This window comes from Nonomuraea sp. NPDC049480 (assembly GCF_044465905.1).
GTDB lineage: Bacteria > Actinomycetota > Actinomycetes > Streptosporangiales > Streptosporangiaceae > Nonomuraea.
Map to the genome: position 1 here is coordinate 88,084 of NZ_JBITMD010000016.1, position 24,100 is coordinate 112,183.

The following is a 24,100-nucleotide window of genomic DNA, read 5'->3' on the forward strand; positions in this document are numbered from 1 at the left end:
ACACCATGCTGACACGGTCGGCCGGGCTTCAGCTCGCCTACCGGGGGCGGGATCTCGCCGAGCGGTTCGCGACGCTGTCCGACTGGCCGCTGTTCGTGTGGAAGGTGCTCTACTACTCCGTCCGCGACGTCGTGCTGCGGCTGCGGTACTTCAAGGTCGTCCTGCGGCAGGTCAGCGACGTCGTGGTGGGTGTCGGGGCGACCGTCATCGGCGGCGGCATGATCTTCGTGGTGTTCACGATGGCGTTCGTCGTGGGCGCGACCGTCGGGCTGCAGGGCTACCAGGGCCTGCAGGCGATCGGCGCGGAGTCGTTCATGGGCCTGGTGGGCAGCTTCGCCAACGTCCGCGAGATCACCCCGATCATCGCGGCCACCGCGCTGGCGGCGCAGGTCGGCTCGTCGTTCACGGCGGAGCTGGGCGCGATGCGGATCTCCGAGGAGATCGACGCGCTCGAGGTGATGGGCATCAACGCCTTCACCTACCTGATCTGCACCCGCGTCGTGGCGGCGCTGCTGGCGCTCATGCCGATCTACCTGATCGCGTTGTTCGCCAGCTTCTTCGCCACGCGGCTGATGTGCACGGCGCTGTTCGGGCTGGCGCCCGGGGTCTACGACTACTACTTCTACCTGTACCTGCCGGTCAGCGACATCCTGTTCAGCGTCGCCAAGGTGGGCGTGTTCGCGTTCGCGGTCGTCGTGATCCACTGCTACCACGGCTTCCACGCCACCGGCGGCCCGGTCGGCGTGGGCGTGGCGGCGGGCCGCGCCATCCGGCAGTCGATCGTCACGATCGTGCTGCTCAACCTGCTGCTGTCGTACCTGTTCTGGGGCGGCGGCGGCAACATACCGCTGACGGGGTGAGCCGGTGGGCCGATTCGAACTCTCCCTCGCCGCCCGGGTGGGCATCGCGTTCGCCATGCTCGCCCTGCTGGCGGCGGCGACGGTATTCGTGGTGCGCACGGCCACCGAGATCAGCGGGACGCGGATCGACGCCGTGTTCGCCCGCTCCGGGCAGGGCCTGGACACCAACTCGCCGGTCAAGATCCGCGGCATCACGGTCGGCGACGTGACGGCCGTCACACTCGATCCCAAGGGCAGGGCCGTGGTGACCATGCACATCGAGCCCGGCGTCAAGGTGCCCGAGTCCGCGGTCGCCTCCATCGAACCGTCGTCGGTGTTCGGCCCCAAGTTCGTCGCGCTCACGCCGGGCACGGGCGAGACCACCGGCCCCTACCTGGCCAGCGGCGCGGTCATCACCGCGACCAAGGGGCCGATCGACCTGTCCGACACGCTCGGCGACGCCTACCGCGGCCTGGACGCCGTCGATCCGCGCGAGGTCACGGTGATCGTGCACACCCTCGCCAGAGGACTCGACGGCGAGGGCAAGCACCTGCGCGAGCTGATCGGCGACGCCGGCACCGTCGTCGGCGTCGCGCACCGGCAGCGCGGGCGGGCCAGGCAGTTCCTGCGCGACGCCGCCACGCTCGGCACGGCCCTGTCGGACAAGGGCGACGAGATCGTGTCGATCTCGTCCGACGTCAACGTCATCACCCCCGACCTGCTGAAACGCGCCGACAAGGTCCGCGTCCTGCTCCAGGAGGTCACCTCCGTCTCCGGCCAGACGGCGCACGGCCTGCGCAAGCACCGGCAGAACCTGCGGGCCGGCGTGCGCTCCGGCGAGCGGGTGGCCGCCCTCATCTACGCCCAGCTCGGCCTGGCCGGCGACGGCGTACGCGGGCTCAACCGCCTCGTCGACCTGCTCAACGAGCTGATCGAGGCGCAGGGCCCGGGCAACACCCGCCAGCTCCAGGTCGAGGCGTTCGTCGCCACCGACGTGTGCGAGCTGATCGTCGGCGTCTGCGGCCCCACCGACGGGAGGCGGTGACATGGCCCGCCGGGGATGGCTGTTCGCCAGGTTCGCCCTGTTCATCGGGCTGACGCTGACGCTGATCGTGCTGATCAGCGTGCAGATCGAGCGGATCGGCACGGGAGGCGGCTACCGGATCGTGGCCACGTTCGACGACGTGTCCGGGCTGACCGAGGGCGACCAGGTCAAGATCGCCGGGGCGCCGGTCGGGCAGGTCTCCGGCATCAGGGTCGTCGACGGCCGGGCCGAGGTGGCCATGGAGGTGCAGGACGCGGTCAGGGTGCCCGCCGACACCGAGGCCGCCATCCGCTGGCGCAACGCCGTCGGGCAGCGCGTGGTCTACCTGCTGCCCGGCACCGCGCCGGACCGGCTGCCGGCCGGCGGCCGCATCACGCGCACCTCCTCCGTGGTGGACATCGGCGAGCTGGTCAGCGACCTCGGGCCGCTCACCCGGAGCCTGGACCCCGAGCAGATCAACCAGCTCCTCACGGCCGCCGCCAAGTCGCTCAAGGGCAACCAGCGCAACATCCCGCGACTCCTGGACAACGTCAACGCCATCACCACGACGGTCAACGACCGCAGAAAGACCATCGAGCAGCTGCTGGAGGACTACGCCACCGTGACCGGCGTGGTCGCCCGGCGGGACAAGCAGATCGAACAGCTCGTGGACAACCTCGTCACGCTGTCGGACGCCTTCGCCGGCAACCGGAAGCTGATCGACGAGTCGCTGGTGGAGCTGTCCACCACGATTCACACCCAGAACGAGGTGCTCGGCAAGAACGCCGGCGAGCTCGGCGCGCTCGTCGACAACCTGACCGGGCTGACCGGCGGCATCCGGCGGAACGTCGGCAAGATCGAGAAGGCGGTCGGCACGCTGCAGCCTTCGCTCGCCCGCGGCTACTCCACCGTCAACCGGGGCCACTACTTCATCACCGCGGTCCCCTGCCTGGCCCTGGGCCCGGCGCCTTGCCCGTACGGGATGAAGACGCCGCCACCGCTGCGCAACACCCGGGTCCAGAGCACCGAGGACCTGCGCAAGCTCATGGTGGGTGGCCGGTGATGGCGCTCAAGTCCTTCCGTGACCGCAACAAGTACGCCGTGGGCCTGGTGTCGATGGCCACGCTCGCCGCGATCCTCGTCGCCACGTTCCTGGTCGGCAACCTCGGCCTGCTGGAGGGCGGCTACACCATGTCGGGGGTGTTCGCCGACTCCGGCGGCCTGCGTACCGGCAACGACGTCAGGGTCGCCGGGGTACGTGTGGGCGAGGTCACCGAGGTGCGCGCCGACTACGCGCAGGGGCACGTGATCGTGACGTGGCGGGTGGACGACGGTGTGCGGCTCGGCCGCGGCACCCGCGCCGACGTCGCCCTGTCCAACCTGCTCGGCGGCCGCTACCTGAAGCTGACCGGCGCCGTGGCGGCCCCGTACATGGACCAGATCCCCGAGGCGCAGCGGCGCGTCCCGATGGACCGGACCGGCGTGCCCACGCTGATCAACGACGCCATCAAGGACGCGACCCGCCTGGTGGAGCGCCTGGACACCGACGCCGTGGACGACCTGCTCACCGAGCTCGGCAAGGTCGACCTCGCCAAGCGCGGGCGGATCACCCGGCTGATGAGGAACATCGGCGACCTGTCGGACACGATCAGCAAGAGCGAGCCGCAGCTCCAGCGGCTCCTCGACAACGGCACCAAGATCATGCAAATCCTGGAGAAGAAGGACAAGCAGCTCGTCCGGCTCATCGACGGCATCGAGATCATGCTGAGTGAGCTGCGCAAACGCAGGAACGAGCTGCGCGTCCTGCTCGGCGACGGCAGCGACCTGGTGCGGAGCACCACCCGGCTGATCAACGAGCACGAGCGCTCGCTCGTCCAGGTCCTCGACGACAACGCGGCCATCACCACCCGGCTCGAGGGCGGCAACGAGCAGCTCAACTCGCTCCTGGCGTGGGCGGGGCCGACGTTCACCGGCCTGTCCACGATGGGCGGCCAGGGCCCGTGGCTCGAGGCCATAGCCACGGGCCTGGGCCCCATCGACCCGGAGGTGCTGACGGCCATCGCCAAGGACAGGAGGAACGAGCGTTGACCCCCCACCCCGATCACCAGTCCGTCCCACCCGCCGGCGCACACCACCCGGCCACCCCGCACTGGGCATGCGCGGCGCATCCGCGGCGCCCGTGGCGAGGGCGCCGTCCCCGGCACGAAGGCCGGTGCGTGCGCCATCGGCGGGACCGGGGATGGGCCGTTGCCCTCGCGGTGGACGCGCCCTGCCCCGCCCGGCCGGCCGGCGGAGAGGAGCGCGGATGAGGCGGCTCGTGGCGGTGCTGGCCGCCGGGGTGTTCCTGGCGTCCGGATGCTCCGTGCTGGGGGCGGAGCCGTACCGGCTCGTGGCGGTCTTCAGCAAGGCGCCCTCCCTGTACGAGGAGGCGCGGATCAAGGTCATGGGCCTGGACGCCGGGTACGTGGACAGCATCCGTATCGACGGCGACAAGGTGCGGGTAGGACTGCGGGTGGACCGGGACGTGCCGCTCCCGGCCGGCGTGAAGGCCGTGGTCGCGCCGCAGAACACCCTCGGCGAGCGGAACGTCGTCCTCTACCCCCCGTGGAAACCCGGCGACCGGAAGATCGCACCGGGGACGACCATCCCGCTGGAGCGCACCGACCTCCCGGTGGAGATCGACGACGCGCTCGACGCGTTCACCAAACTGACCGACGCGCTGGACGACGAGAAGCTGGGCGACGTGGCCGGCGACCTGGCCGACGGGGTCAGGGGCCGCGGCAAGACGATCAACAACGCGATCGCCGACACCGCCGAGCTCACCGGCACCCTGGCCAAGCAGGACCAGCAGCTCATCGACCTGGCCAAGGGCCTGAACCGGCTCGCCACCACGCTCAACGAGCGGGAGAGCCAGGTGACGGGCGCGATCGACGCGTTCTCCGAGGCCAGCGCGGTCCTGGCCGAGGAGCGGCGGCGGCTGCGCGGCTTCGTGTCCAGCATGGCGGACTTCGTCCGGCGCGGCGACGTGCTCATCGAGCAGTACTCGGAGCGGCTGCCGCAGGCCACGGGGACGCTGGCCGAGTTGCTGCTGACGGTACGGGCCAACAGCGCGTCCATGGCGCAGGCGGTCAAGGGCGCGGCCGACTTCGCGGACGTGATCATCGAGGCGTGGGACAGGAAGCAGCACGTGCTGAAGATCCGCGTCGTGCTCAACGCGATGACCAGGGCCTGGCTGACGCCGCTGTTCGAGTCGCTGAACCTGGGACGGGTGCCTTGCCTGCCCGGCGGGCTCAGCAACTGCCCCTTCGAGCAGCGAGGGAGGCGCCGATGAGGATCGTGGCCGGTTGCCTCGCCCTGCTCCTCACCGCGTCGTGCTCGCTGCAGACGCTCGGCGCGCCCACCGGCGGCCTGACGCTGCACGCGGTCTTCGACGACGTGCAGAGCCTGGTGGCCGGGCACAGCGTGCAGATCGCCGACGTACGGGTGGGCACGGTCACCGGCATCCGGCTGCAGGGTTACCGGGCCAGGGTGACGATGTCGATCAAGTCCGAACACCGGGTGCCGCAGGGCAGCACCGCCACGGTGGCCAAGACGTCGGTCCTGGGCGAGAACTACGTGCTGCTCACCCCGCCGGAGGGCAAGGACCTGTCCACGGGCCCTTACCTGGCCGGCGGCGCCACGATCGCCGACACGTCGGTCGAGCCGGACATCGAGCAGGTCACCGCCAAGGCCGGGCCGCTCATCGAGGCGCTCGGCGCGCAGGACGTCAACGCCATCCTGGACGCCGCCTCGACCGCGTTCGCCGGACAGGGAGACGAGGTCAACAAGCTGATCAAGCAGACGGCCGAGGTCACCGACGCGTACTCCGCGGCCCGCGGCGACCTGGCCACCAGCATCGACGCGCTGGCGAGGCTGGGTGACGACCTGGCCAAGGGCAGCGCCGAGCTGGACCGGCTCCCGGGGACGCTGGCGTCGGCCACCTCGCGCGTCGCGCACGGGCGCAAGCACATCAAGAAAGCCATCGTCGCGCTGACGAACCTGGCCAGGGAGGCCAACCTCACCGTCTACCCGCGCCACGCCGCCCGGCTGCGCACGCTGCTGCGCGAACTGGCGGCCATCTCCTCCGCGATGCAGCGCGGCAAGGAGGACCTGAAGGCGCTGGTGGCGAAGATCCAGAAGTTCCTCGACGCGCCGCCGATCACGGCCAACGGCCAGGTCCTGATCTACGTCTGGCTGAAGGGCGTGATGCTGCCCCAGAGGTCGGACAGCGGGCCGCGGCCCAACCGGGTCGAGGACTTCCGCCTGCTGCTGGAGCCGCCGCGATGAAGAACCGGATCTATCTGAACCTGGGGTTCTTCGTGGCGCTGGGGATCGTCATGACGATCTGGGCGTTCAGCACGATCATCCGGCTGGACGCGATCGAGCGGCCGTACCGGGTGTCGGCGGAGTTCGTCTCCTCGCCCGGCCTCGTACGCGGCTTCGACGTGGCCTATCTCGGGGTACGGGTCGGCAAGATCGGCGATGTGCGGCTGGCGCCCGGCAAGATCGTCGTGGGCCTGGACATCGACAGGGAGATCAGGCTGCCGAAGAACGTCACGGCCGAGGTGCGGCGCAAGTCCGCCATCGGTGAGCCGTACGTGGAGCTCTCGCCGGCCGCCACCGGCGTCCGGGGCCCCACTCTGGCCGCGGGAGACACGATCCCGCTGACCAAGACGTCGGTGCCGCTCGACTACAAGAAACTCTTCGAGGGCGTCGGCAAGCTCCTGAACGCCGTCCCGCCTCAGGACGCCAAGACGATCACCCATGAGCTGGCGGTGGCGCTGGACGGCCGGGCGCCGTCGATCAGGAACCTCATCGACGACGCGCACTCCCTGACCGGCACGCTGGCCGACAACGCCGACGTGCTCGACGACCTGTCGGTGCAGCTCACTCAGCTCACGCACACGCTGGCCGGGAAGAAAGACCAGCTCGCCTCCGGGATCACGGACCTGAGCACGGTGACGGCGACGCTACGCGCGTCCCGTACCGACCTGAACACCTTCCTCGACCAGGGGCCCGGAGTGTTCGGGCAGCTCGACTCGGCTGTCAGGGCGTCCAGGCCGGGATTCTCGTGCCTGCTGACGGCGGCGGGCCTGCCGCACCGGCCGGCGTTCTCGCCGGAGACCGAGCGGAACGCGCACCGCCTGCTGAGCATCGTGCCGACCGCGCTGAGCCTGGCCGACGACATCAGCGACCGGCGGAACGGGACCGTGTACGGGAAGGCGGCGTTCGTGTTCAGCGTGCCGGGCGGGCCGACGCCGGCCGAGGAGTACGCCGGGCCGGTGGGGCCGCCGACGGTGCCCCGGCTGCGGGCCTGTCCCGATCGTGCGCCCGCCGCGGATCCCGCCGACGACGTGCGAGGCCGCGAGAGCGACCGGCCCCGGGAGACCGCCACGTCCGACCGGCCCCGGGAGACCGCCACGGCCGACCGGCCCCAGCAGGCCGCCGCGTCCCCGCGTCCCGCGGGCAAGCAGACCGACAACCCGAAAGAAGCCGAGACGTCGCCCAGTGGCGTGGCCGCCACCGGCGCCGCGTCGTCCCGCACCACACCGAACCCCGTCCCGCTGATTGTCGCGATATTTCTTGCCGTCGTGGCGAGTGGTGGCATCGTGGGCTGGATCGCGGCGGGCCGGGCCGCCCGCCGCCGTGAGGAGTCGCCATGATCCCCGAGCAGGACCCCGCCGCCGCGCCCCCGCCCCATCGGGCCGACGCCCAGCCGGCGGACGCGACCACCGACGACGAGCAGCCGACCACGGACGCCACGCCCGACGGCGAGCAACCGCCCACGGACGCCACGCCCGACGACGAGCAGCCGCGAGCAGACACGGCGTCCGGCGCGCCACCGGCGTCCGGCGACGCTCCCGCCGGTGACGCGCGGCCGAAGGACGCCGGTGTGTCCTCCGACGGCACGCGACCGGAGGGCACCGGCACGCCTTCCGGGGGTGAGCACCCCGGGCGGAGGCGGGTCACGCGGGCCCGGATCGTCTGGACGGTGGCCGCGATGCTGGTGGCCGCCGTGGCCGCGACCGCCGTGCTGCAGGGCATCGGCGCCGCCCAGGCCGAGGACGCCCGGGCCAGGCTGGAGACCGAGCGTGCCCTGCGCCTGGAGGTGTCCGGTGCGGCGAGCGCCTTCAGCAAGGCCCTGCTCAGCTACGACTACCGGGACCTCCAGACCACCCGCGCCACCCTCACCGCCCAGGCCACGGGCGACTTCCTGGCCACGTACGACACCGCGTTCGGCGGCGCGATGGCGCAGGTGATCGTGAAGCTCAAGGCCACCTCGCAGGCCACCGTGCGCGAGGTGTACCTGGCCGACGTCGACGAGGCCACCGCGCACGCCATCGTCGTCGTCGACCAGCAGGTGAACACTTCGGAGGCGATCCGCTCGGTGAAGGATTCGCACCTTAAGATCGCTCTTGTGAAGGAAAAGGGCATCTGGAAGGTCCACGACGTGACCGTGCTCGGCGCGGCCTCCGAGGACCAGTACACCCTCGACGGCGGCGACAGCAAGAAGAAGGACTGACGATCGGCCCCATAGCGATGGGCGGCCGCCCCGACGAGGTGCGCGCCCCCGAGGAATGGCTCACCGAGGTGGAGCGGGAGCGGGCCGCGCGGTTCAGGTTCGAGCATGACCGCGCCGCCTTCGTCGCCGCCCATCTCCTGGTGCGGCTCTGCGCCGCCGCCGCGCTCGACGCCGACCCCGGCGGGCTGACGCTCCTGCAGCGCTGCCACCTGCACGGCCCCGGCCACGGCAAGCCGTACGTCGAGCAGTCCCCCGGCCTCGGCGTGAGCCTCAGTCACACGCGCGGGTACGTGTGCGCCGCCGCAGGCCCCGGCAAGGTCGGCGTGGACGCCGAGCACGTGCCGCGGGGACCGCTGGACGAGCTGCTGGCCGACCGGGTCCTCACCCCGCGCGAACGCGCGCTGGTCACCGGGAACGACGAGCTGATCCGGCACTGGACGCGCAAGGAGGCGCTGGTCAAGCGCGGCGAGCTGTCGCTCGACCGGCTCGGCTCGGTCGACGACGACCTGGCGGGCCGTCATCTGCTGGAGTGGACCGCCGGGCCGGACATCAGAGTGGCCGTCATCACGGACGCTCCCGCGCAAAGGGCGCCCATCCCGCGGATAGGCTGATGGCATGTTCTACCGGAAATCGGTCGAGGAGCGGATCGCCGATCGTATGGCCAAGCGCCGGCCGCTCGAGGAGGGCAAGACCTTCGAGCACGGCCCGGCCAAGTTCGTGTTCGTCTCCTTGATCGTGGCGGTCGTGCTCATGCACGTCGTCGGGCTCGCGATCGTGATGGAGTTCTCGTAGCGTGGCGGGCCGCGGAAGACCTGACTGAGGCCGGGCCGTTCACCCCGCGTGCGCTAGATTGGAGATCATGAGCGCGCCTCGCTGGCTATCTCCCGCCGAACAGCGTGCCTGGCGTACGCATCTGGCGCTGAACAAGCTGCTCATGCACCGGCTCGACCGCGAGCTGCAGGAGCACTCCCTCTCGCTGAACGACTACGAGATCCTGGTCAACCTGTCGGAGAGCCAGGGGCGGCGTATGCGCATGAGCGACCTGGCGGACGCGACGATCCAGTCGCGCAGCCGCCTGTCGCACCAGATCTCCCGCATGGAGGCCAAGGGCCTGGTGACCAGGGAGGACTGCCGGGACGACCGGCGGGGCACGTTCGCGGTGCTGACCGACGAGGGCTGGGAGACGATCCAGCGGGTGGCGCCGTTCCATGTGGGGAGCGTGCGCGAGCACTTCGTCGACCGGCTCACCGACGACCAGCTCAACGCGTTCGAGGCGGCGTTCGCGCCGATCGTCGAGCACCTGAAGAAGCTGCGCTGACATCCAACTGATATCGGCGACGGCTCACGGACGTCCCAAGCGCTCGCTACGATCCGGTCATGCTCAGAAAGCTGCTCGTCTTGGCGGTTCTCGCGCTGGTGTCGGCGTGCTCGTCAGGGGGCGGCGGGACCGAACTGCCCGCCGGTCCCGACCTGATGAAAAAGTCCGCGGAGGCCATGAAGACGGTCAAGTCGGCCAGCTTCTCGATCGCCACCGACGGCAAGCCGAACGTGCCGGTCAAGAAGGCCGACGGACGGCTCACCGCCGCCGGGGACGCGGACGGCACGATCACGCTCGACATCCTGGGCACTCTGCAGGAGGTCACCTTCGCCCTGATCGGGGACACCGTGCACTTCAAGGGCCCGACGGGCGGGTTCCAGAAGATGACCAGGCAGCAGCTGGCGCAGTTCTATGACCCGTCGGTGATCCTGGAGCCGACCAAGGGCATCGCGCAGTTGCTGTCCTCGGCCACGGACCCGAAGGTCGAGGGCGTGGAGGACGGCTCGTACCGGGTCGCCACGACGTTCCCCGGCCAGGTGGTCGGGCAGATCGTGCCGGGCGTCACGCAGGGCGTCAACGGCAAGGTCTGGCTCGATCAGGCCAGCAGCAGGCTCACCAAGGCCAGCCTGCCGTTGCAGAACGGCACGGTCACGGTGTCGTTCAGCGACTACGACGCGCCGATCACGATCACGCCGCCCGCCGCCGGATGAGGCGCGCCCGCCGGATCGCGCTCGGCGCGGGGGGCGCGGTGGTGCTGCTGGCCGCGCTCGACGCGTACGTGGTGGTGACCGTCCTCATCGACATCGCCGGCGACGTGGGCGTCCCGCTGAACCATCTGGAGCGCGCCACGCCTATCGTGACCGGGTTCCTGCTCGGGTACGTCGCGGCGATGCCGCTGCTCGGCCAGCTCTCGGACCGGTACGGGCGGCGGCCGCTCATCCACGCCTGCCTGGCGGCGTTCGCGCTCGGTTCGGTGCTGACGGCGCTGGCGGCGAACGAGGTGATGGTGGTCGCCGGGCGTACCGTGCAGGGGGTGGCGGGCGGGGCGCTGCTGCCGATCACGATGGCGCTCATCGGCGACCTCTGGGACGAGCGCGAGCGGCCCCTGGCGCTGGGGGCCGTGGGAGCGGCTCAGGAGCTGGGGAGCGCGCTGGGGCCGCTGTACGGCGGGCTGGTGGCGCAGATCTCCAGCGTCATGGTGGCGGGGGTGGAGCTGGGCGGCTGGCACGCCATCTTCTGGATCAACGTGCCGCTGGCGGCGCTGGCGGCGGTGGCGGTCCAGCTCACGGTCCCGGGACGCGGCGCGACGGGCCGGCCCGCGGCCTCCCGCGGGGCGGTGGCGCGGGTGGACGTGACCGGCGGGGCGTTGCTGGCGCTGGCGCTCGCGCTCCTGGTCGTCGGGCTCTACAACCCCGATCCGGCCAAGGCCGTCCTGCCGCCGTGGGGCCTGCCCGTGATCGCGGCGGGAGCGGTGGCGGCCGGAGTCTTCGTCTGGTGGGAGATCCGCTCCCCCGTACGCCTGCTCGACCTGTCCGGCACACGCAAGGGCCCGCTGCTGGCGACTCTGGGCGTGAGCTTCCTGGCGGGCGCGGCGCTCCTGATCACCATGGTGTTCGTCCAGTTCACCGCGCAGACCCTGCTGGGCAAGGAGGAGCTGGACGCGGCGCTCGTCCTGGCCAGGTTCCTGGCCGCGCTGACCGTCGGCGCCCTGCTCGGCGGCCTGCCGGCCCGCAGGCTGGGCGAGCGGACCGTGGCGGTGGCGGGCATGGCCGTGGCGGCGGCCGGCTATTGGCTGATGAGCCGCTGGCCGCTCGACCTGGCCGGCGCGGGGCTCGTCGTGGACGTGGCCCTGGTGGTGGCGGGCTTGGGCCTCGGCGTGGTCATCGCCCCGGTGTCGTCCGCGGTGCTGCGGGTGAGTCCGGCGGCCCAGCACGGCGTGGCGTCGGCGGCGATCGTGGTCGCCAGGATGATGGGCATGCTGATCGGCATCGCGGCCGTGTCCGCGTGGGGTTTCTACCGGTTCCAGTCGCTGACCGCCCACCTGGACACGCCGCTGCCGTTCGGCGTGGACCCGGAGACCTACCAGCGGCGGCTGGCCGACTACACGGCGAAGGTGCAGGCGGCGCTGCACACCGAGTACACCGAGATGTTCCTGGTCACGGCGTTCATCTGCCTGCTCGGCGCGGCGGTCGCGCTCCTCATGCCCCGCAGCCGGACTCAGGCCGGGGAGGCCGCGCTCCTGGGCAGCCCGAGCACGGCCTCGGACGGCGAGCCAGGCTCCGCGGCGTAGCCGGCGGCCACTCGCCGCCGTGGACGGAACGCCTGCCAAGCACTTACTTGTCCTTCTTGGACCGCTTTTCCCTGATCTTCATCGTGACCTCGATCGGCGAGCCGGCGAAGCCGAACTCCTCGCGGATGCGCCGCTCGATGAAGCGCCGGTAGGTGTCCTCCAGCCAGCCCGAGGTGAACAGCACGAACTTGGGCGGCTCGATCGACGCCTGCGTGGCGAAGAGGATCTTCGGCTGCTTGCCGCCCCGCACCGGCGGCGGCGTCTGCTGCACCAGCTCGGTCAGGAACGCGTTGAGCCGGGCCGTCGGCACCCGCGTGGACCAGGAGTCGAGCGCCTTTTCCAGCGCCGGGACCAGCCGGTCCACGTGCCGCCCGGTCTTGGCGGAGATGTTGACGCGCAGCGCCCACGGCGTGCGGACGAGCTGGCGGTCGATCTCCTTCTCCAGGTAGTAGCGGCGGTCCTCGTCGACCAGGTCCCACTTGTTGAACGCGACCACCATGGCCCGCCCCGACTCGATGACCAGGCCGATGATGCGCAGGTCCTGCTCCGTGAGCGGCTCGCTGGCGTCGACGAGCACGACCGCCACCTCCGAGCGCTCCAGCGCGGAGCGGGTGCGCACGGAGGCGTAGAAGTCGGCGCCCTGCAGCTCGCGGTCGCGCCGCCGGATGCCGGCCGTGTCGACGAAGCGCCAGGTGCGCCCGCCCAGCTCGATCAGCTCGTCGACGGGGTCGCGCGTGGTGCCCGCCATCGGGTCGACCAGCACGCGCTCCTCCCCCGCGAGCTTGTTGAGCAGCGATGACTTGCCGACATTGGGCTTGCCCAGCAGCGCCACCCTGGCCGGGCCGCGCTGGGCCTCGAACGTGAGCTGCGGGGTCTCGGGCAGCGCGTCGAGCACCACGTCGAGCAGGTCGCCGCTGGCGCGGCCGTGCAGGGCGGAGACGACGTACGGCTCGCCCAGGCCGAGCGACCACAGCGCGGCGGCCTCCAGCTCCAGCTGCTGGTTGTCGACCTTGTTGGCGGTCAGGATGACCGGCTTGCCGGACTGCCGCAGGATCGAGCCCACGATCTCGTCGGCGTCGGTCGCGCCCACGGTGGCGTCGACCACGAACACGATCACGTCGGCCAGCTCGGCCGCGATCTGGGCCTGCTCGGCGATGCGCAGGTTCATGCCGGTGGCGTCGGGGTCCCAGCCGCCCGTGTCGACCACGGTGAAGCGGCGGCCACGCCAGTTGGCGTCGTACGTGACGCGGTCGCGGGTGACGCCCGGCACGTCCTCGACGACCGCCTCCCGGCGGCCGATGATGCGGTTGACCAGCGTGGACTTGCCGACGTTCGGCCGTCCTACGATGGCGACGACGGGCAGCGGCGTGCTGTCGCCGTGCTCGGTGATCTCAAGGTCGTCGAGCTCAGCCTCGACCCAGTCCCCCGTTGACACGAAATTTCATCCTTCATGTGAGTACCGCACCGCTCAGGTGCGCTCCTTGACCAGCCTCAGCACCTCCGCGATGACCTCGTCGAGGCTCAGCGCGGTGGTGTCGAGCTCGACGGCGCCATCCGCCATCGAGAGTGGGTCAGTCTTACGTGTTGAGTCCAGGGTGTCCCGCTTGGCCATGGCCTCGCGCTGCGCCTCGACCGTGGTGCCCGCCAGCTCGGCGCTGCGCCGCATGGCACGGGCCTCCGCGCTGGCCGTCAGGTAGACCTTGACGGTGGCCTCGGGCCAGACGACGTTGCCGATGTCGCGGCCCTCGACCACGATGCCGCCCGCGCCGATGATCTCCCGCTGGAGCGCGACCAGGCGCGCCCGCACCTCGGGGACGGCGGCGACGACGGACACCGCGCCGGTCACCTCGGTCTGCCGGATCGGCCCCGCCACGTCGACGCCGTCGACATGGATGGAGGGGCCGTCGGGGTCGGTGCCGGAGACGATCCGAGGCTCGCCGCAGCGGGCCGCGATCGCGGCGGGGTCGGCGAGGTCGACGTCCTGCTGGAGCATCCACCAGGTCATCGCGCGGTACATGGCCCCGGTGTCGAGGTAACGCAGGCCCAGCGCGCGGGCGACTCCGCGCGACACGCTCGACTTACCCGACCCCGAAGGGCCGTCCATGGCGACGACCAGACCGGTCACGGCCTCTCCCTCTTCACGTTTGTCCAACCTGAAGAGGTTACCGCCTCCGGGCCGGTCGGTTATCCAGTCACCGTACGAGCCGGACGCCTCGGACACCGGCCCACCGCCTGCCGGCGACGCACCGGGGAAGCGCCACCGCCCCGGCTCAGTCGGCGATCCAGCTCCCGTGGAAGCCGAGCGGAACCCGGGCGGGCAGGTGCACGGTGGCGACCGGCCGGCCGGTGAAGTCCTGCGCGGAAAGGATCACCAGGTCGGCCGCTCCCCTGGCCGGGTTGTTGACGTACGTGATCACGTAACCGTCGTCCTCGGCGTCGCCGGAGGCGATGAAGACCGGCTCGGCCACGTACGCGCCAAGCCCGAACTGCCGTTGTTCCTGCGTGCCCCGCTCCAGGTCGTGCTTGATGAGCGTGTTGTCGAACGCCTCGTCCGGCAAGTCCTCCAGCTCGGTGTCCTTCGGCCAGATGACGTCGGCGAGATCCCTGGTCGCGGCGGTGTAGCCGTACCGGTACGCCCGGCCGGTGCGCCGCTCGTCCATGCGCGGGAACTCCTGCGCCCGGTCGTCCAGCCGCGTCTCGGTGACCTTGCCCGAGCGGAGGTCGATCCGCCACCGGTCGAGCGTGGGCGTGCCGCCCAGGTCGAGCCGCGCGTCCACGAACCGCTTCGGGTAGCGGACCGCGTCCACGACGACCTCGTGGCCGTCGTCGTAGGCGTTGAGCGTGTGGAACACCCAGCACGGCTCCACCTCGAACCACCGCACGTCGCCGGTCTGGCGGGACATGAGGCCGATTCTGGCGGCGTGGGCGTCGTTCCACGCGTACGGGAGCAGGACGCCCTTCTCGGCGTGGGGCATGCTGAACGTGACGGGCAGGTCGTAGATCACGACGTACCGCTCGGTGAGGGCGAAGTCGTGCAGCATCGGCGCGTCGGCGATCGGGATGTCCCTGACCTGTGTGACCGCGCCCTTGGCGTCGATCACGATGTGCTGGTGGTGGTCCCAGCCGAAGAAGTAGGCCATGGCGTGCAGCTCGCCCGTGGCCGGGTCGGTGTGGGTGTGTGCGGCGAACCCGCCGGGCAGGCCGCCGTCGAAGTCGCACGCGCCGACGGTGTCGAGGTCGTAGCTCAGCTCGTACGGCAGCGGGCCCGCCTCGACGGTGGCGAACGTGCGCCCGGCCAGCCCGATGACGTGCGTGTTGGCCGAGAAGTCCATGCCGCCGTGCACGGGCCCGGGCCTGGGCTCCTCGCCGAGCCGCCGGGCGACCTCGGCGTTGCGCACCCAGCGGTTGCGGTACCACTCGGCGCGGCCGTCGCGCAGCCGCACGCCGTGCACCATGCCCTGGCCCAGGAACAGGTGACCGGCGCTCGGGTCGTCGAGGCTGAGCGGATTGGGGCCGTTGCGCAGGTAGCGGCCGTTGAGCTCGGCCGGGATGCGGCCGGTGACCTCGAGGTCGAAGGCGGTGACCTCCTCGGCCACCGGCGCGAATCCGCCTCTGAAGGGGGTCGTGGTCACGGTTCGTTCCTCTCGTCCGGAGGGAAAAGGTAGGGCGTGAGCACCGAGGAGCAGAGCGCCCGGTAGCGCCGTTCCGCCTCGGCGGGATCGAAGAAGCCGGAGATCTCCAGGCTCACGGCGCCGTGAACGGCCATCCACAGCAGTTCGGCGATCTCCTCGGCGGTGCCGCCGCGCAGCAGGCCCGGCTCCAGGCAGTTCCGCACGGCCACGACCAGGATCTCCAGGGTCCGCTTGGCCGCCTGCGCGGCCTCGGGCCCCGGCTTGAACCCCGGCATGGCACCCATGAACATGACGCGGTAGTAGTCGGGCTCGGCCAGCGCGTAGTCGCGGTAGGCCCCCAGGCCCGCGCGCAGGTCGGCCAGCGGATCGTCCTGGCAGGGCACGGCGAGCAGCCGTCGCTCGAACCTGCCGAACCCCTCACGCCAGAGCGCCTCCCCGAGCCCCTCCTTGCCGCCGAAGAGCGTGTAGATCACTTTCGTGGAGCAGCCGACCTCGCCGGAGATGCGCCGTACGGTGAGCGCCGCCGGGCCCTCGGAGACGAGGAGGCGGAAAGCGGCGTCGAGGATCGCCGCCCGGACGACCTCCTGCCCCTCCCGCTGCGCTTGCTGGTACGCGGTGACCGCCATGTCGGTAACGCCGTTTCTTCTAGGTAACGCTGTTACCGCCTTTGTACTCCGGCCTGGACCGCACGTCAATGCCCTGCGGAAGGACTAAGCGCGGTCGTGCCGGTAAGTGACCTCGTGTGACGAGGACAGACGGAGCCCGGGTCACGGTCGTCGTGGCGAGCAAGGACCGGCTGCGGGCGCTGGCCCGCTCCCTCCCGCTGCACCCGCGTCCGGTGATCCTCGTCGACAACGGCTCGACCGACGGGACCGCGGCCTTCGTCCGGCGGCACTTCCCCGGCGTCGAGGTGGTCGAGGCGGGCGCGAACCTGGGGGCGCCGGCCCGCAACGTCGGCGTGCGGCTGGCCGAGACGCCGTACGTGGCCTTCGCCGACGACGACTCCTGGTGGGCGCCCGGAGCGCTGGAGCGGGCCGCCGACGTGCTGGATGCCCATCCGCGGCTGGCCGTACTGGGGGCGCGCGTGCTGGTGGGGCCCGAGGAGCGGCTGGACCCCGTGTCGGAGCAGATGCGCCGCTCGCCGCTCGGCGTCGAGCCGGATCTGCCGGGGCCGAGCGTGCTGGGATTCCTGGCGTGCGGGGCGGTGGTCCGCAGGGACGCGTTCCTGGAGGCGGGCGGCTTCGACGACGTGATCTTCTTCTTCGGCGAGGAGGAGCGGCTGGCCGTGGACCTGGCCGCCCGGGGGTGGGGACTGGCGTACGTGGACGACGTCGTGGCCCACCACCATCCCTCCCCCGCCCGGGACCCGCGCGGCAGGCAGGTGCTGGCCGCGCGCAACGCCGTGCTGACCGCCGTGCTGCGCCGGCCGTGGCGGGTGGTGGCGCGGCGCTCGTTCGACGCCCTGCGCGGCGGCCCGGCCGGGTGGGAGGGGCTGCGTACGGCGGTGCGGCGGCTGCCCCGCGCGCTCGCCGAACGCCGCGAGCTCCCCGTGGCGGTGGAACGCGCCCGTCGCACACTGGAGCGGGCCGATGGATGAACACCGGCGGGGGCTGGTCGATGGGTGACCCGCGCGTCGGGGCGGTCATGATCACGTGGAACCGCCGTGAGGAGGCGCTGACCTCGGTCGGCAGGCTCGTCGCGCTGCCCGAGCGCCCGCATGTCGTCCTCGTCGACAACGGCTCCGTGGACGGCACCGCCGAGGCCGTCGCCGCCGCCTACCCCGAGGTGGACGTGGTCGCGCTGCGGGAGAACCTGGGGGCCGTGGGGCGCAACGTGGGCGTGGCCCGGCTGCGTACCCCGTACGTGGCCTTCGCCGACGACGACACGTGGTGGGCGCCGGGCTCGCTGTCGCGGGCCGCCGACGTGCTGGACGCGCATCCCCGCCTGGCCGTCGTCACGGCCCGCATCCTGGCCGAGCCCGGCGGCCGCGACGACCCGATCGTGGAGGAACTGCGCGACTCGCCAGTACCCGGCCCCGCCTGGCTTCCCGGGCCCGCGCTGGGCAGCTTCCTGGCCGGGGCGTCGGTGCTGCGGCGGGATGCGTTCCTGGAGTGCGGGGGCTTCAACCGGCGGCTGTGGCTGGGCGGCGAGGAGGAGTTGCTGGCCGTGGACCTGGCCACGGCCGGATGGGAGCTGTGCTACCTCGGCGCGCTGACCGTGCACCACCAGGCGTCGCGCAGCAGGGACGCGCACGCCAGGCGCCGGGTCGGGCTGCGGAACACGCTCTGGTTCACCTGGCTGCGCCGGCCTGTGGGGGCCGCGCTGCGGCGCACCGCCTATCTGGCCAGGACCGTGCCGCGCGACCGGATCTCGGCGCTGGCGGCGCTGGACGCGCTGCGCGGCCTGCCGTGGGTGCTGGCCGAGCGGCGGCCCGTGCCGCCGCGGGTGGAGGCCAGGCTGGCGAGCCTGGAGGCGTCGCAGGCCCGCTCCCGGGCCCGTCGTTACGTCTCCTGAGCGTGGGGCAGCAGGCAGGTATGAGTACGCTACCGAACCCGATCGACCTGCAAAAACACCTGGGCGGCGTGGATTACCCGGCCAGAAAGGACGATCTTGTCAAGGTCGCCCGCGACCACGGCGCGGGCGACGATATCGTCAAGGCCCTCGAGTCCCTGCCGGACCGCGAGTACGACGGCCCCAACGCCGTCAGCCAGGCGGTCGCCGGGCTGTGACGTGGTGGCGCGGCGGACGAGATCGCCGGCTCGTCCGCCGCGCTTTTCCGTTCACTTCAGCCCGGCGGTCAACGCCAGCGCCCAGACCGGCGCCAAGCCGCGCTTGAGCAGCTTGAACGTCGGCATCGGGCTGCTGGACACCATCTCCTTGTAGATCACGGCCGCCCGCCCGGCCAGATACCCCCTGCGCGGGCTGTCGTCCGGCCGGGTGAACTGGATGACCGCGTCCCCGCGCCCGAGGCTGACGGGCTGATGGATGTACCCGAACCTGAAGGGCTTGGGGATCCTGCCGCGCAGCGTGGCGGCCAGCGAGTCCGCCGCGTGCAGCCCGGTGGGGATGCCGCTCTGGCAGGTGCCGTGCAGCACGCCGAACGGCCGGCTGACCGCGGCGGCGTCGCCGACGGCGTACACGTCGGGGTGGGACGAGCGGAGCGCTGAGTCCACGACGATCCTGCCGCGGGCGTCCACGGTCAGCCCCGACTCGCCTGCCAGGGGGAGGCCCTTCGTCCCGGCGGTCCAGAGCGTCGCGTCGGAGTGGATCAGCTCGCCTCCGGCCGCTTCCACCGCGTCGGGCAGGACCTTGGTGATGTCCACGCCCGTGCGCACCTCGACGCCGAGCCGCGCCAGCGCCTTGTCCAGGTGGGCGCGGGCCCGCTCCCCCATCATGGAGCCGGGCCGGCCCCTGGTGACGAGGACGACCCGCAGGTGCGGGCGGGCCTCGGCCAGCTCGGCCGCCGACTCGACGCCGGTCAGCCCGCCGCCGGCCACGACCACCGTGCCGCCGCCGGCCAGCGCGTCAAGGCGCTCGGAGAGCCGCACGGCACTCGCGTGGTCGTCGTACGTGTACGCGTGGCCGGCCACGCCGGGCACCGAGGTGTCGGTGACGGTGCCGAGCGCGTAGATCAGCTTGTCGTAGCCGAGCACCCGCCCGTCGTCCAGCCGCACCTCGCGCCGCCCGGCGTCCAGCCCGGCCACCCGGCCCCGCACGAACCGGACTCCGGTGCCCGCCAGCACCTCCTCGATCGAGTAGTCCGCCAGCGGCTCACCGGCCGCCGTCTGGTGCAGTCTGAGCCGCTCGGTGAACCGCGCCGAGGCGTTCACCAGCGTGACCTTGCCCCCGGCGCGACGGGTCCTGACCGCGGCCCTGATGGCCGCCGCGATGCCGGTGTAACCGCCGCCCAGTACGAGAATGTCGGTCATTTTCCTTACCTCCTCGATTCACAGCAGAGGACGTATCGAGGAGGCGCGGATGTGACATCCCGGGCTCAGCGTGCCGCGGGAACGGCGGCTTGGCTGACCGGCAGCGGTAGCCGGTGCCCACCCACCGCATGCGGACGCTCCGCCGCGAGCCGTCCCTGCGCGCTCACGGCGTGTCTCGGCACGCCGGTGCAGGGCGATCAGGTTGGTGGCGATGCCGTGAACGACCGCACCGCGGCCGGTAAGCGAGGGACGCAGGGAAGCAGGGACGCCGACAGCCGTCGAGACGCCCGATCGCCGGTAGGCGCGAGGCGGACCCTCAGGGAACCTGCCAGCCGCGTTCGCGCAAAGCGTCGGTGAGCGGGGCGGCGGCGTCCGGCTGCACCGACAACTCGGCGATGCCCAGGGGCAGCCCGGGGGCGTGCTCCAGACGCACGTCCTCGACGTTGACCCCGACCTCGTCGCACACCTGGAACAGCCGCGCCAGCTGGCCGGGCCGGTCGCCGATGACGACCTGGACGACGGCGTACGCGGAGGCCGGCCCGCCGTGCTTGCCGGGGATGCGGTCGTGGCCGGCGACGCCGCGCTTGAGCAGGTGGGTGATCTCGCCGGTGGCCGTGCCGTCGCCCTCGGCCATGGCCCGCAGTGCGCTCGCGGCCTCGGCCAGGTCGCGCGCGACGGCCTCGAGAACCTCGGCGACCGGTGCCGCGTTGCCGGACAGGATGCCGAGCCACAGCCCGGGGTCGCTGCCGGCGATCCGCGTGACGTCGCGTATGCCCTGCCCGGCCAGGCCGAGCGCGACGTCCGTGGCGTCGGCCAGGCGCGCGGCCACGGCGGAGGCGGTCACGTGGGGCGCGTGGGAGACGACGGCCACCGCGCGGTCGTGGTCGTCGGCGTCCACCTCGACCGGGTTGGCCCCGCACAACTCGATCAGCCGCAGCACGGCCGCCTTGGCGTCCGGAGCTGCCTGCTCGGTGGGGCACAGCGCCCACGGGCGGCCCAGGAACAGGTCGTGCCGCGCCGCGCCGGGACCCGACTTCTCGCGCCCGGCGAGGGGGTGGGAGGCGACGTATGTGGCCAGGTCGCAGCCCAGCTGCGCGGCCCGGTCGATGGGCTCGGCCTTCACGCTGGCCACGTCGGTGTAGAAGCGGGCCGTGCCGTGCCGCTGCAGCTCCAGCAGCTCGCTCGCCACGTGGGCGGGGGGCACCGCGATGATCGCCAGGTCCACGCCCTCGGGGGGCAGGGTGCCGGGGACCCACTCCTCGCCCGCGCCGAGTTCCCGCGCCAGCCGTACGGCTCCCTGGTCCCGGTCGGCGAGCAGGACTCGTACGCCGCGCTTGCGCAGCGCCAGCGCCGCTGAGGTGCCGATGAGACCGGTGCCCACGACGAGCACGGTGCGAAGTTCCATCTCGATGTCCTGATTTGTCGGGCCGTTGGGGTGGTGAGTGTCTCTGGTCGTGCTTGCCGTCCGCTTACTGCGCGATGTCCTGCCGCAGCGCCACGGCGCCACGCAGGTAAACGTGCTGGATCTCGGCCCGGGAGCGGTCGGTCTCGACGTGGGCCATGAGGCGTACGACGCGGGGCAGCGCACCGGGCACGTCGATCTCGGTGCAGCAGATCAGCGGCACCTCGTGGAAGCCCAGCTTCCGCGCCGCCAGCGCGGGGAACTCGGCCGTCAGGTCAGGCGTGGCCGTGAACAGCACGCTGATCACGTCGTCCGTGGTCAGTTCGTTGCGCTCCATGATCGCGCTGACCAGCTCGGTCGTGCCCTCGATGATCGAGTCACGATCGTTGGCGCCCACCTGAATCGCCCCACGGATCGCCCGCACCATGTGGTTTCGTCCCCTTCTGATAAGCGGGAGAGCCCGTGCGGAGATTCGCACGGGCTCCTACGTTCCGGCCAGATTACAGCTTTACGGCCGCGTACAGCTCGCCGACCTCTTTCAGGCTCAGCGCGCGGACGGTTCCGGGCTTGGTACGGCCCAGCTTCACGGGGCCGAACTCGATCCTGGCCAGGTCGATCACCCGGTGCCCGGCCTCCTCCAGCATGCGCCGGACGATGTGCTTGCGCCCCTCGTGCAGCACGATCTCGATCAGCGCCTGCTGGCCATGCTCCTGCACGATGCTGAAGCCGTCGGCCCTGGCGAGGCCGTCCTCCAGCTCGATGCCCTGCTTGAGCCGGCGCCCCAGGTCCCTGGGGATCGGACCGGGCACCTTGGCCCAGTACTTCTTCTGCACGCCGTAGCTGGGGTGCGTCAGCCTGTTGGCCAGCTCGCCGTCGTTGGTGAGCAGCAGCAGGCCTTCGGTCTCGGTGTCGAGCCTGCCCACGTGGAACAGGCGCGGCGCCAGCTCCTGCACGTAGTCGGCCAGGCACGGCCGGCCCTGCGGGTCGTCCATGGTGGACACGACGCCGATGGGCTTGTTCAGCGCGTAGTAAACCAGGTCGGGGGCGGTGGGGATGCGCTTGCCGTCCACGTGGATGACCTGCTTGGCGGGGTCGACCTTGGCGCCGAACCGGCGTACGACCTGCCCGTTCACAGTGACCCGGCCGTCGCCGATCATCTCTTCGCAGGCCCTGCGGCTGGCCACGCCCGCCTGCGCGAGCACCTTCTGCAGCCGCACGCCGTCGGGCACCTCGGTGGTGTCGCGCTCGTCGGTGTAGCCCTCGGGGTAGAGGTCGCGGTCGCGGATGGGCTGGCGGGCCGCCTTGATCCGGTCCCGCTGCGGGCTGCCGTAGCTCTTGCCGACCGTCTGCACGTCGTCGCGCTTGGGCGCGCGGTCCGTACGAGCGGGACGGGCGTCGCCGTCGCGCTTGCCGTAGCGGGACCGGCCGGAGGAGGCGGCGCCGGGGGCGACGTCCTGCCTGGGGCCCCGCGTGGGGCGGTCGGCCTCCCTGCGCCCGCTACGGTCGGCCCGGAACGCGGAACGGTCATCACGCCGCTCGCCACCGAAGCCACCGCGCTCGTCACGACGCCCAGCGCTGTAACCACCAGCGCCACGCTCATCACGACGCCCAGCGCTGTAACCACCAGCACCACGCTCATCACGACGCCCAGCGCTGTAACCACCAGCGCCACGGTCATCACGACGCCCAGCGCTGTAACCACCAGCGCCACGGTCATCACGACGCCCAGCGCTGTAACCACCAGCACCACGCTCATCACGACGCCCAGCGCTGTAACCACCGCCACCACGGTCATCACGACGCGCGGCGCTGTAACCACCACGGTCGTCCCGGCGGTCGGAACGGTAGCCGTCCCGGTCGCCGCGGGGACGCTCGGAGCGGTCCCCGCGCGCGTTCCGGTCGTCTCGGTCCCCGCGGGACGAGGAGCCACGGTCACCGCCGCCCGCGTACCGATCGTCGCGGGCGTTACGGTCGTCCCGATCATTGCGGGAGTAGCGCTCCTCACGATCTCCGCCACGGGAGTCACGGCCTTGGGCGTCGCCGTCGCGCCCGCCGGGCCTGCCGTACCGGGCGCGAGTCCCGCCGCGGTCGGCGCGGAGGGAGTCGCGGGAGGGGCGGGCGTCGCTCACGGAGTCGCGGCCGTGGCCACTGCCGCGGTCGTCGCGTTGAGAGGCGCCCCGGGAGTCGCCGCGCGAGTCACCGCGGAAGTCGTCGCGGTCGGAGCGGAAGGCGGGACGTCCACCGCGGCCGGCACTACGGCCCGCGCCGCCGGTGCGTCCACGACCGCGTCCATCACCGGACGGGGTGCTTCGCCTGTTGATCACTTTGTTGTCTCCTCGAGATTTTCCACGTCGTCGGGGAGGAGGGGAGCGAGCTCGGGGAGCTCGCTGAGATCCCGCAGTCCCAGACGTTCAAGGAAGTATGACGTTGTCCGGTAGAGCATTGCCTGGCTCTCCGGGTCGGTGCCGGCCTCTTCGACCAGCCCCCTGGCGACGAGCGTCCGCATGACGCCGTCGCTGTTGACGCCGCGTACGGCGGCGACGCGGGCACGGCTCACCGGCTGCCGGTAAGCCACGACCGCGAGCGTTTCGAGCGCGGCCTGGGTCAGCCGCGTCTGCTGGCCGTCCCGTACGAATCGTTCGACCAGCGGCGCGCAGTCGGAGCGGGTGTAAAACCGCCAACCGCCTGCGACCTCCCGCAAGTCAAAACCCCGGCCGGCGGCCGTGTATTCCGCCGCCAGCCCTCGCAACGCCGCGGCCACCTCATGGGTGGGCCGCTCCAGCACCTGCGCCAGAGTCACCTCGGCCACAGGCTCGTCAACTATGAGAAGGATAGCCTCCAAGGCCGCCTCAAGCGTCGGCCCCCCATCGCTCTTCTGTGGCTCGTCGCCCGCATCGGTCGCGCCAACCCCGTCGTCACCGGCATCGGCACCCCCGGACGCGCCCCGTACGTCGGCCGACGTGGCGCCCCGCTCCACGCTCGCCGCTTCGCGCGACGCCGTGCCACCGCTCGCGCCCGGCATGTCCGCCGACGCCGCGCCATCCGCCTCGTCCTCGGACACCGCGCCATCCGCCTCGTCCTCGGACGCCACGCCATCCGCGACA

Annotated in this window: 25 protein-coding genes; 16 read left to right on the forward strand and 9 right to left on the reverse strand. The window is 71.8% G+C overall.

Translation table 11 applies throughout. The features are described from left to right. Nucleotides 1-5: 5 nt before the first annotated feature. From ACIBX3_RS37190 to ACIBX3_RS37250, 13 genes are all read left to right on the forward strand, one after another. A complete protein-coding gene (locus ACIBX3_RS37190) occupies nucleotides 6-860 on the forward strand; it encodes an ABC transporter permease (RefSeq protein ID WP_397125215.1) in 855 nt (284 codons plus the stop codon). A 4-nt stretch (nucleotides 861-864) separates the two neighbouring features. Then, entirely contained in the window at nucleotides 865-1,884 is a 1,020-nt protein-coding gene (locus tag ACIBX3_RS37195) for an MCE family protein (RefSeq protein ID WP_397125216.1), read from the forward strand. A 1-nt stretch (nucleotide 1,885) separates the two neighbouring features. Beyond that, the gene (locus ACIBX3_RS37200) at nucleotides 1,886-2,926 is read left to right on the forward strand and encodes an MCE family protein (protein ID WP_397125217.1); all 1,041 of its coding nucleotides are present in this window, start codon (nucleotides 1,886-1,888) and stop codon (nucleotides 2,924-2,926) included. Further along, nucleotides 2,926-3,951: an MlaD family protein gene (locus ACIBX3_RS37205; RefSeq protein ID WP_397125218.1), complete on the forward strand. Its 1,026-nt coding sequence runs from the start codon at nucleotides 2,926-2,928 to the stop codon at nucleotides 3,949-3,951. The genes ACIBX3_RS37200 and ACIBX3_RS37205 overlap by 1 nt, the downstream gene beginning before the upstream one ends. A gap of 217 nt (nucleotides 3,952-4,168) precedes the next feature. Beyond that, nucleotides 4,169-5,194, forward strand: coding sequence for an MCE family protein (locus ACIBX3_RS37210; RefSeq protein WP_397125219.1), 1,026 nt, complete (start codon nucleotides 4,169-4,171; stop codon nucleotides 5,192-5,194). Then, nucleotides 5,191-6,189, forward strand: a complete 999-nt coding sequence (locus ACIBX3_RS37215; protein WP_397125220.1) for an MCE family protein — start codon at nucleotides 5,191-5,193, stop codon at nucleotides 6,187-6,189. The genes ACIBX3_RS37210 and ACIBX3_RS37215 overlap by 4 nt, the downstream gene beginning before the upstream one ends. Next, nucleotides 6,186-7,565, forward strand: a complete 1,380-nt coding sequence (locus tag ACIBX3_RS37220; RefSeq protein WP_397125221.1) for an MCE family protein — start codon at nucleotides 6,186-6,188, stop codon at nucleotides 7,563-7,565. The genes ACIBX3_RS37215 and ACIBX3_RS37220 overlap by 4 nt, the downstream gene beginning before the upstream one ends. After that, entirely contained in the window at nucleotides 7,562-8,425 is an 864-nt protein-coding gene (locus tag ACIBX3_RS37225; protein ID WP_397125222.1) for a hypothetical protein, read from the forward strand. The genes ACIBX3_RS37220 and ACIBX3_RS37225 overlap by 4 nt, the downstream gene beginning before the upstream one ends. Nucleotides 8,426-8,442: 17 nt before the next feature. Then, nucleotides 8,443-9,036, forward strand: coding sequence for a 4'-phosphopantetheinyl transferase family protein (locus ACIBX3_RS37230; protein ID WP_397125223.1), 594 nt, complete (start codon nucleotides 8,443-8,445; stop codon nucleotides 9,034-9,036). Between the two features lie 4 nt (nucleotides 9,037-9,040). After that, a complete protein-coding gene (locus tag ACIBX3_RS37235; RefSeq protein WP_397125224.1) occupies nucleotides 9,041-9,217 on the forward strand; it encodes a hypothetical protein in 177 nt (58 codons plus the stop codon). Nucleotides 9,218-9,284: 67 nt separating this feature from the next. Continuing rightward, complete coding sequence (locus ACIBX3_RS37240; RefSeq protein WP_397125225.1) at nucleotides 9,285-9,743, forward strand: MarR family winged helix-turn-helix transcriptional regulator; 459 nt, start codon at nucleotides 9,285-9,287, stop codon at nucleotides 9,741-9,743. 59 nt (nucleotides 9,744-9,802) lie between these two features. Beyond that, a complete protein-coding gene (locus tag ACIBX3_RS37245; protein WP_397125226.1) occupies nucleotides 9,803-10,453 on the forward strand; it encodes an LppX_LprAFG lipoprotein in 651 nt (216 codons plus the stop codon). Continuing rightward, on the forward strand, nucleotides 10,450-12,033 hold the full coding sequence (locus ACIBX3_RS37250; RefSeq protein ID WP_397125227.1) for an MFS transporter: 1,584 nt from the start codon (nucleotides 10,450-10,452) through the stop codon (nucleotides 12,031-12,033). Before ACIBX3_RS37245 ends, ACIBX3_RS37250 begins: the two co-directional genes overlap by 4 nt. Before the next feature lie 43 nt (nucleotides 12,034-12,076). Here the strand turns inward: ACIBX3_RS37250 and der are convergent, their stop codons facing one another. From der to ACIBX3_RS37270, 4 genes are all read right to left on the reverse strand, one after another. Next, a complete protein-coding gene (gene der / locus ACIBX3_RS37255; RefSeq protein ID WP_397125228.1) occupies nucleotides 12,077-13,468 on the reverse strand; it encodes a ribosome biogenesis GTPase Der in 1,392 nt (463 codons plus the stop codon). Nucleotides 13,469-13,501: 33 nt separating this feature from the next. After that, nucleotides 13,502-14,137, reverse strand: coding sequence for a (d)CMP kinase (gene cmk, locus ACIBX3_RS37260; protein ID WP_397125374.1), 636 nt, complete (start codon nucleotides 14,135-14,137; stop codon nucleotides 13,502-13,504). A gap of 166 nt (nucleotides 14,138-14,303) precedes the next feature. Then, nucleotides 14,304-15,665: a carotenoid oxygenase family protein gene (locus ACIBX3_RS37265; RefSeq protein ID WP_397125229.1), complete on the reverse strand. Its 1,362-nt coding sequence runs from the start codon at nucleotides 15,663-15,665 to the stop codon at nucleotides 14,304-14,306. Further along, a complete protein-coding gene (locus ACIBX3_RS37270; RefSeq protein WP_397125230.1) occupies nucleotides 15,662-16,291 on the reverse strand; it encodes a TetR/AcrR family transcriptional regulator in 630 nt (209 codons plus the stop codon). The genes ACIBX3_RS37265 and ACIBX3_RS37270 overlap by 4 nt, the downstream gene beginning before the upstream one ends. Nucleotides 16,292-16,407: 116 nt before the next feature. Here ACIBX3_RS37270 and ACIBX3_RS37275 point away from each other — a divergent pair, with 116 nt between their 5' ends. Genes ACIBX3_RS37275 through ACIBX3_RS37285 form a run of 3 tightly spaced genes read left to right on the forward strand, consistent with a single transcriptional unit; the run spans nucleotide 16,408 to nucleotide 18,394 of the window. Then, nucleotides 16,408-17,262 (forward strand): glycosyltransferase family 2 protein, encoded by an 855-nt coding sequence (locus ACIBX3_RS37275; protein WP_397125231.1) that lies wholly within the window; start codon nucleotides 16,408-16,410, stop codon nucleotides 17,260-17,262. Beyond that, complete coding sequence (locus ACIBX3_RS37280) at nucleotides 17,259-18,179, forward strand: glycosyltransferase family 2 protein (protein WP_397125232.1); 921 nt, start codon at nucleotides 17,259-17,261, stop codon at nucleotides 18,177-18,179. The genes ACIBX3_RS37275 and ACIBX3_RS37280 overlap by 4 nt, the downstream gene beginning before the upstream one ends. A 20-nt stretch (nucleotides 18,180-18,199) precedes the next feature. Further along, nucleotides 18,200-18,394 (forward strand): DUF2795 domain-containing protein, encoded by a 195-nt coding sequence (locus ACIBX3_RS37285; protein ID WP_397125233.1) that lies wholly within the window; start codon nucleotides 18,200-18,202, stop codon nucleotides 18,392-18,394. A 51-nt stretch (nucleotides 18,395-18,445) separates the two neighbouring features. Here the strand turns inward: ACIBX3_RS37285 and ACIBX3_RS37290 are convergent, their stop codons facing one another. The 5 genes from ACIBX3_RS37290 to scpB form a co-directional block, all read right to left on the reverse strand. Further along, a complete protein-coding gene (locus tag ACIBX3_RS37290; protein ID WP_397125234.1) occupies nucleotides 18,446-19,594 on the reverse strand; it encodes an NAD(P)/FAD-dependent oxidoreductase in 1,149 nt (382 codons plus the stop codon). Between the two features lie 316 nt (nucleotides 19,595-19,910). Beyond that, on the reverse strand, nucleotides 19,911-20,999 hold the full coding sequence (locus tag ACIBX3_RS37295) for a prephenate dehydrogenase (RefSeq protein ID WP_397125235.1): 1,089 nt from the start codon (nucleotides 20,997-20,999) through the stop codon (nucleotides 19,911-19,913). A gap of 64 nt (nucleotides 21,000-21,063) precedes the next feature. Beyond that, nucleotides 21,064-21,423, reverse strand: coding sequence for a chorismate mutase (gene aroH / locus ACIBX3_RS37300; RefSeq protein ID WP_397125236.1), 360 nt, complete (start codon nucleotides 21,421-21,423; stop codon nucleotides 21,064-21,066). A gap of 73 nt (nucleotides 21,424-21,496) precedes the next feature. After that, entirely contained in the window at nucleotides 21,497-22,348 is an 852-nt protein-coding gene (locus tag ACIBX3_RS37305) for a pseudouridine synthase (RefSeq protein WP_397125237.1), read from the reverse strand. Nucleotides 22,349-23,316: 968 nt separating this feature from the next. Then, nucleotides 23,317-24,018, reverse strand: coding sequence for an SMC-Scp complex subunit ScpB (gene scpB, locus ACIBX3_RS37310; RefSeq protein ID WP_397125375.1), 702 nt, complete (start codon nucleotides 24,016-24,018; stop codon nucleotides 23,317-23,319). Nucleotides 24,019-24,100 lie beyond the last annotated feature (82 nt).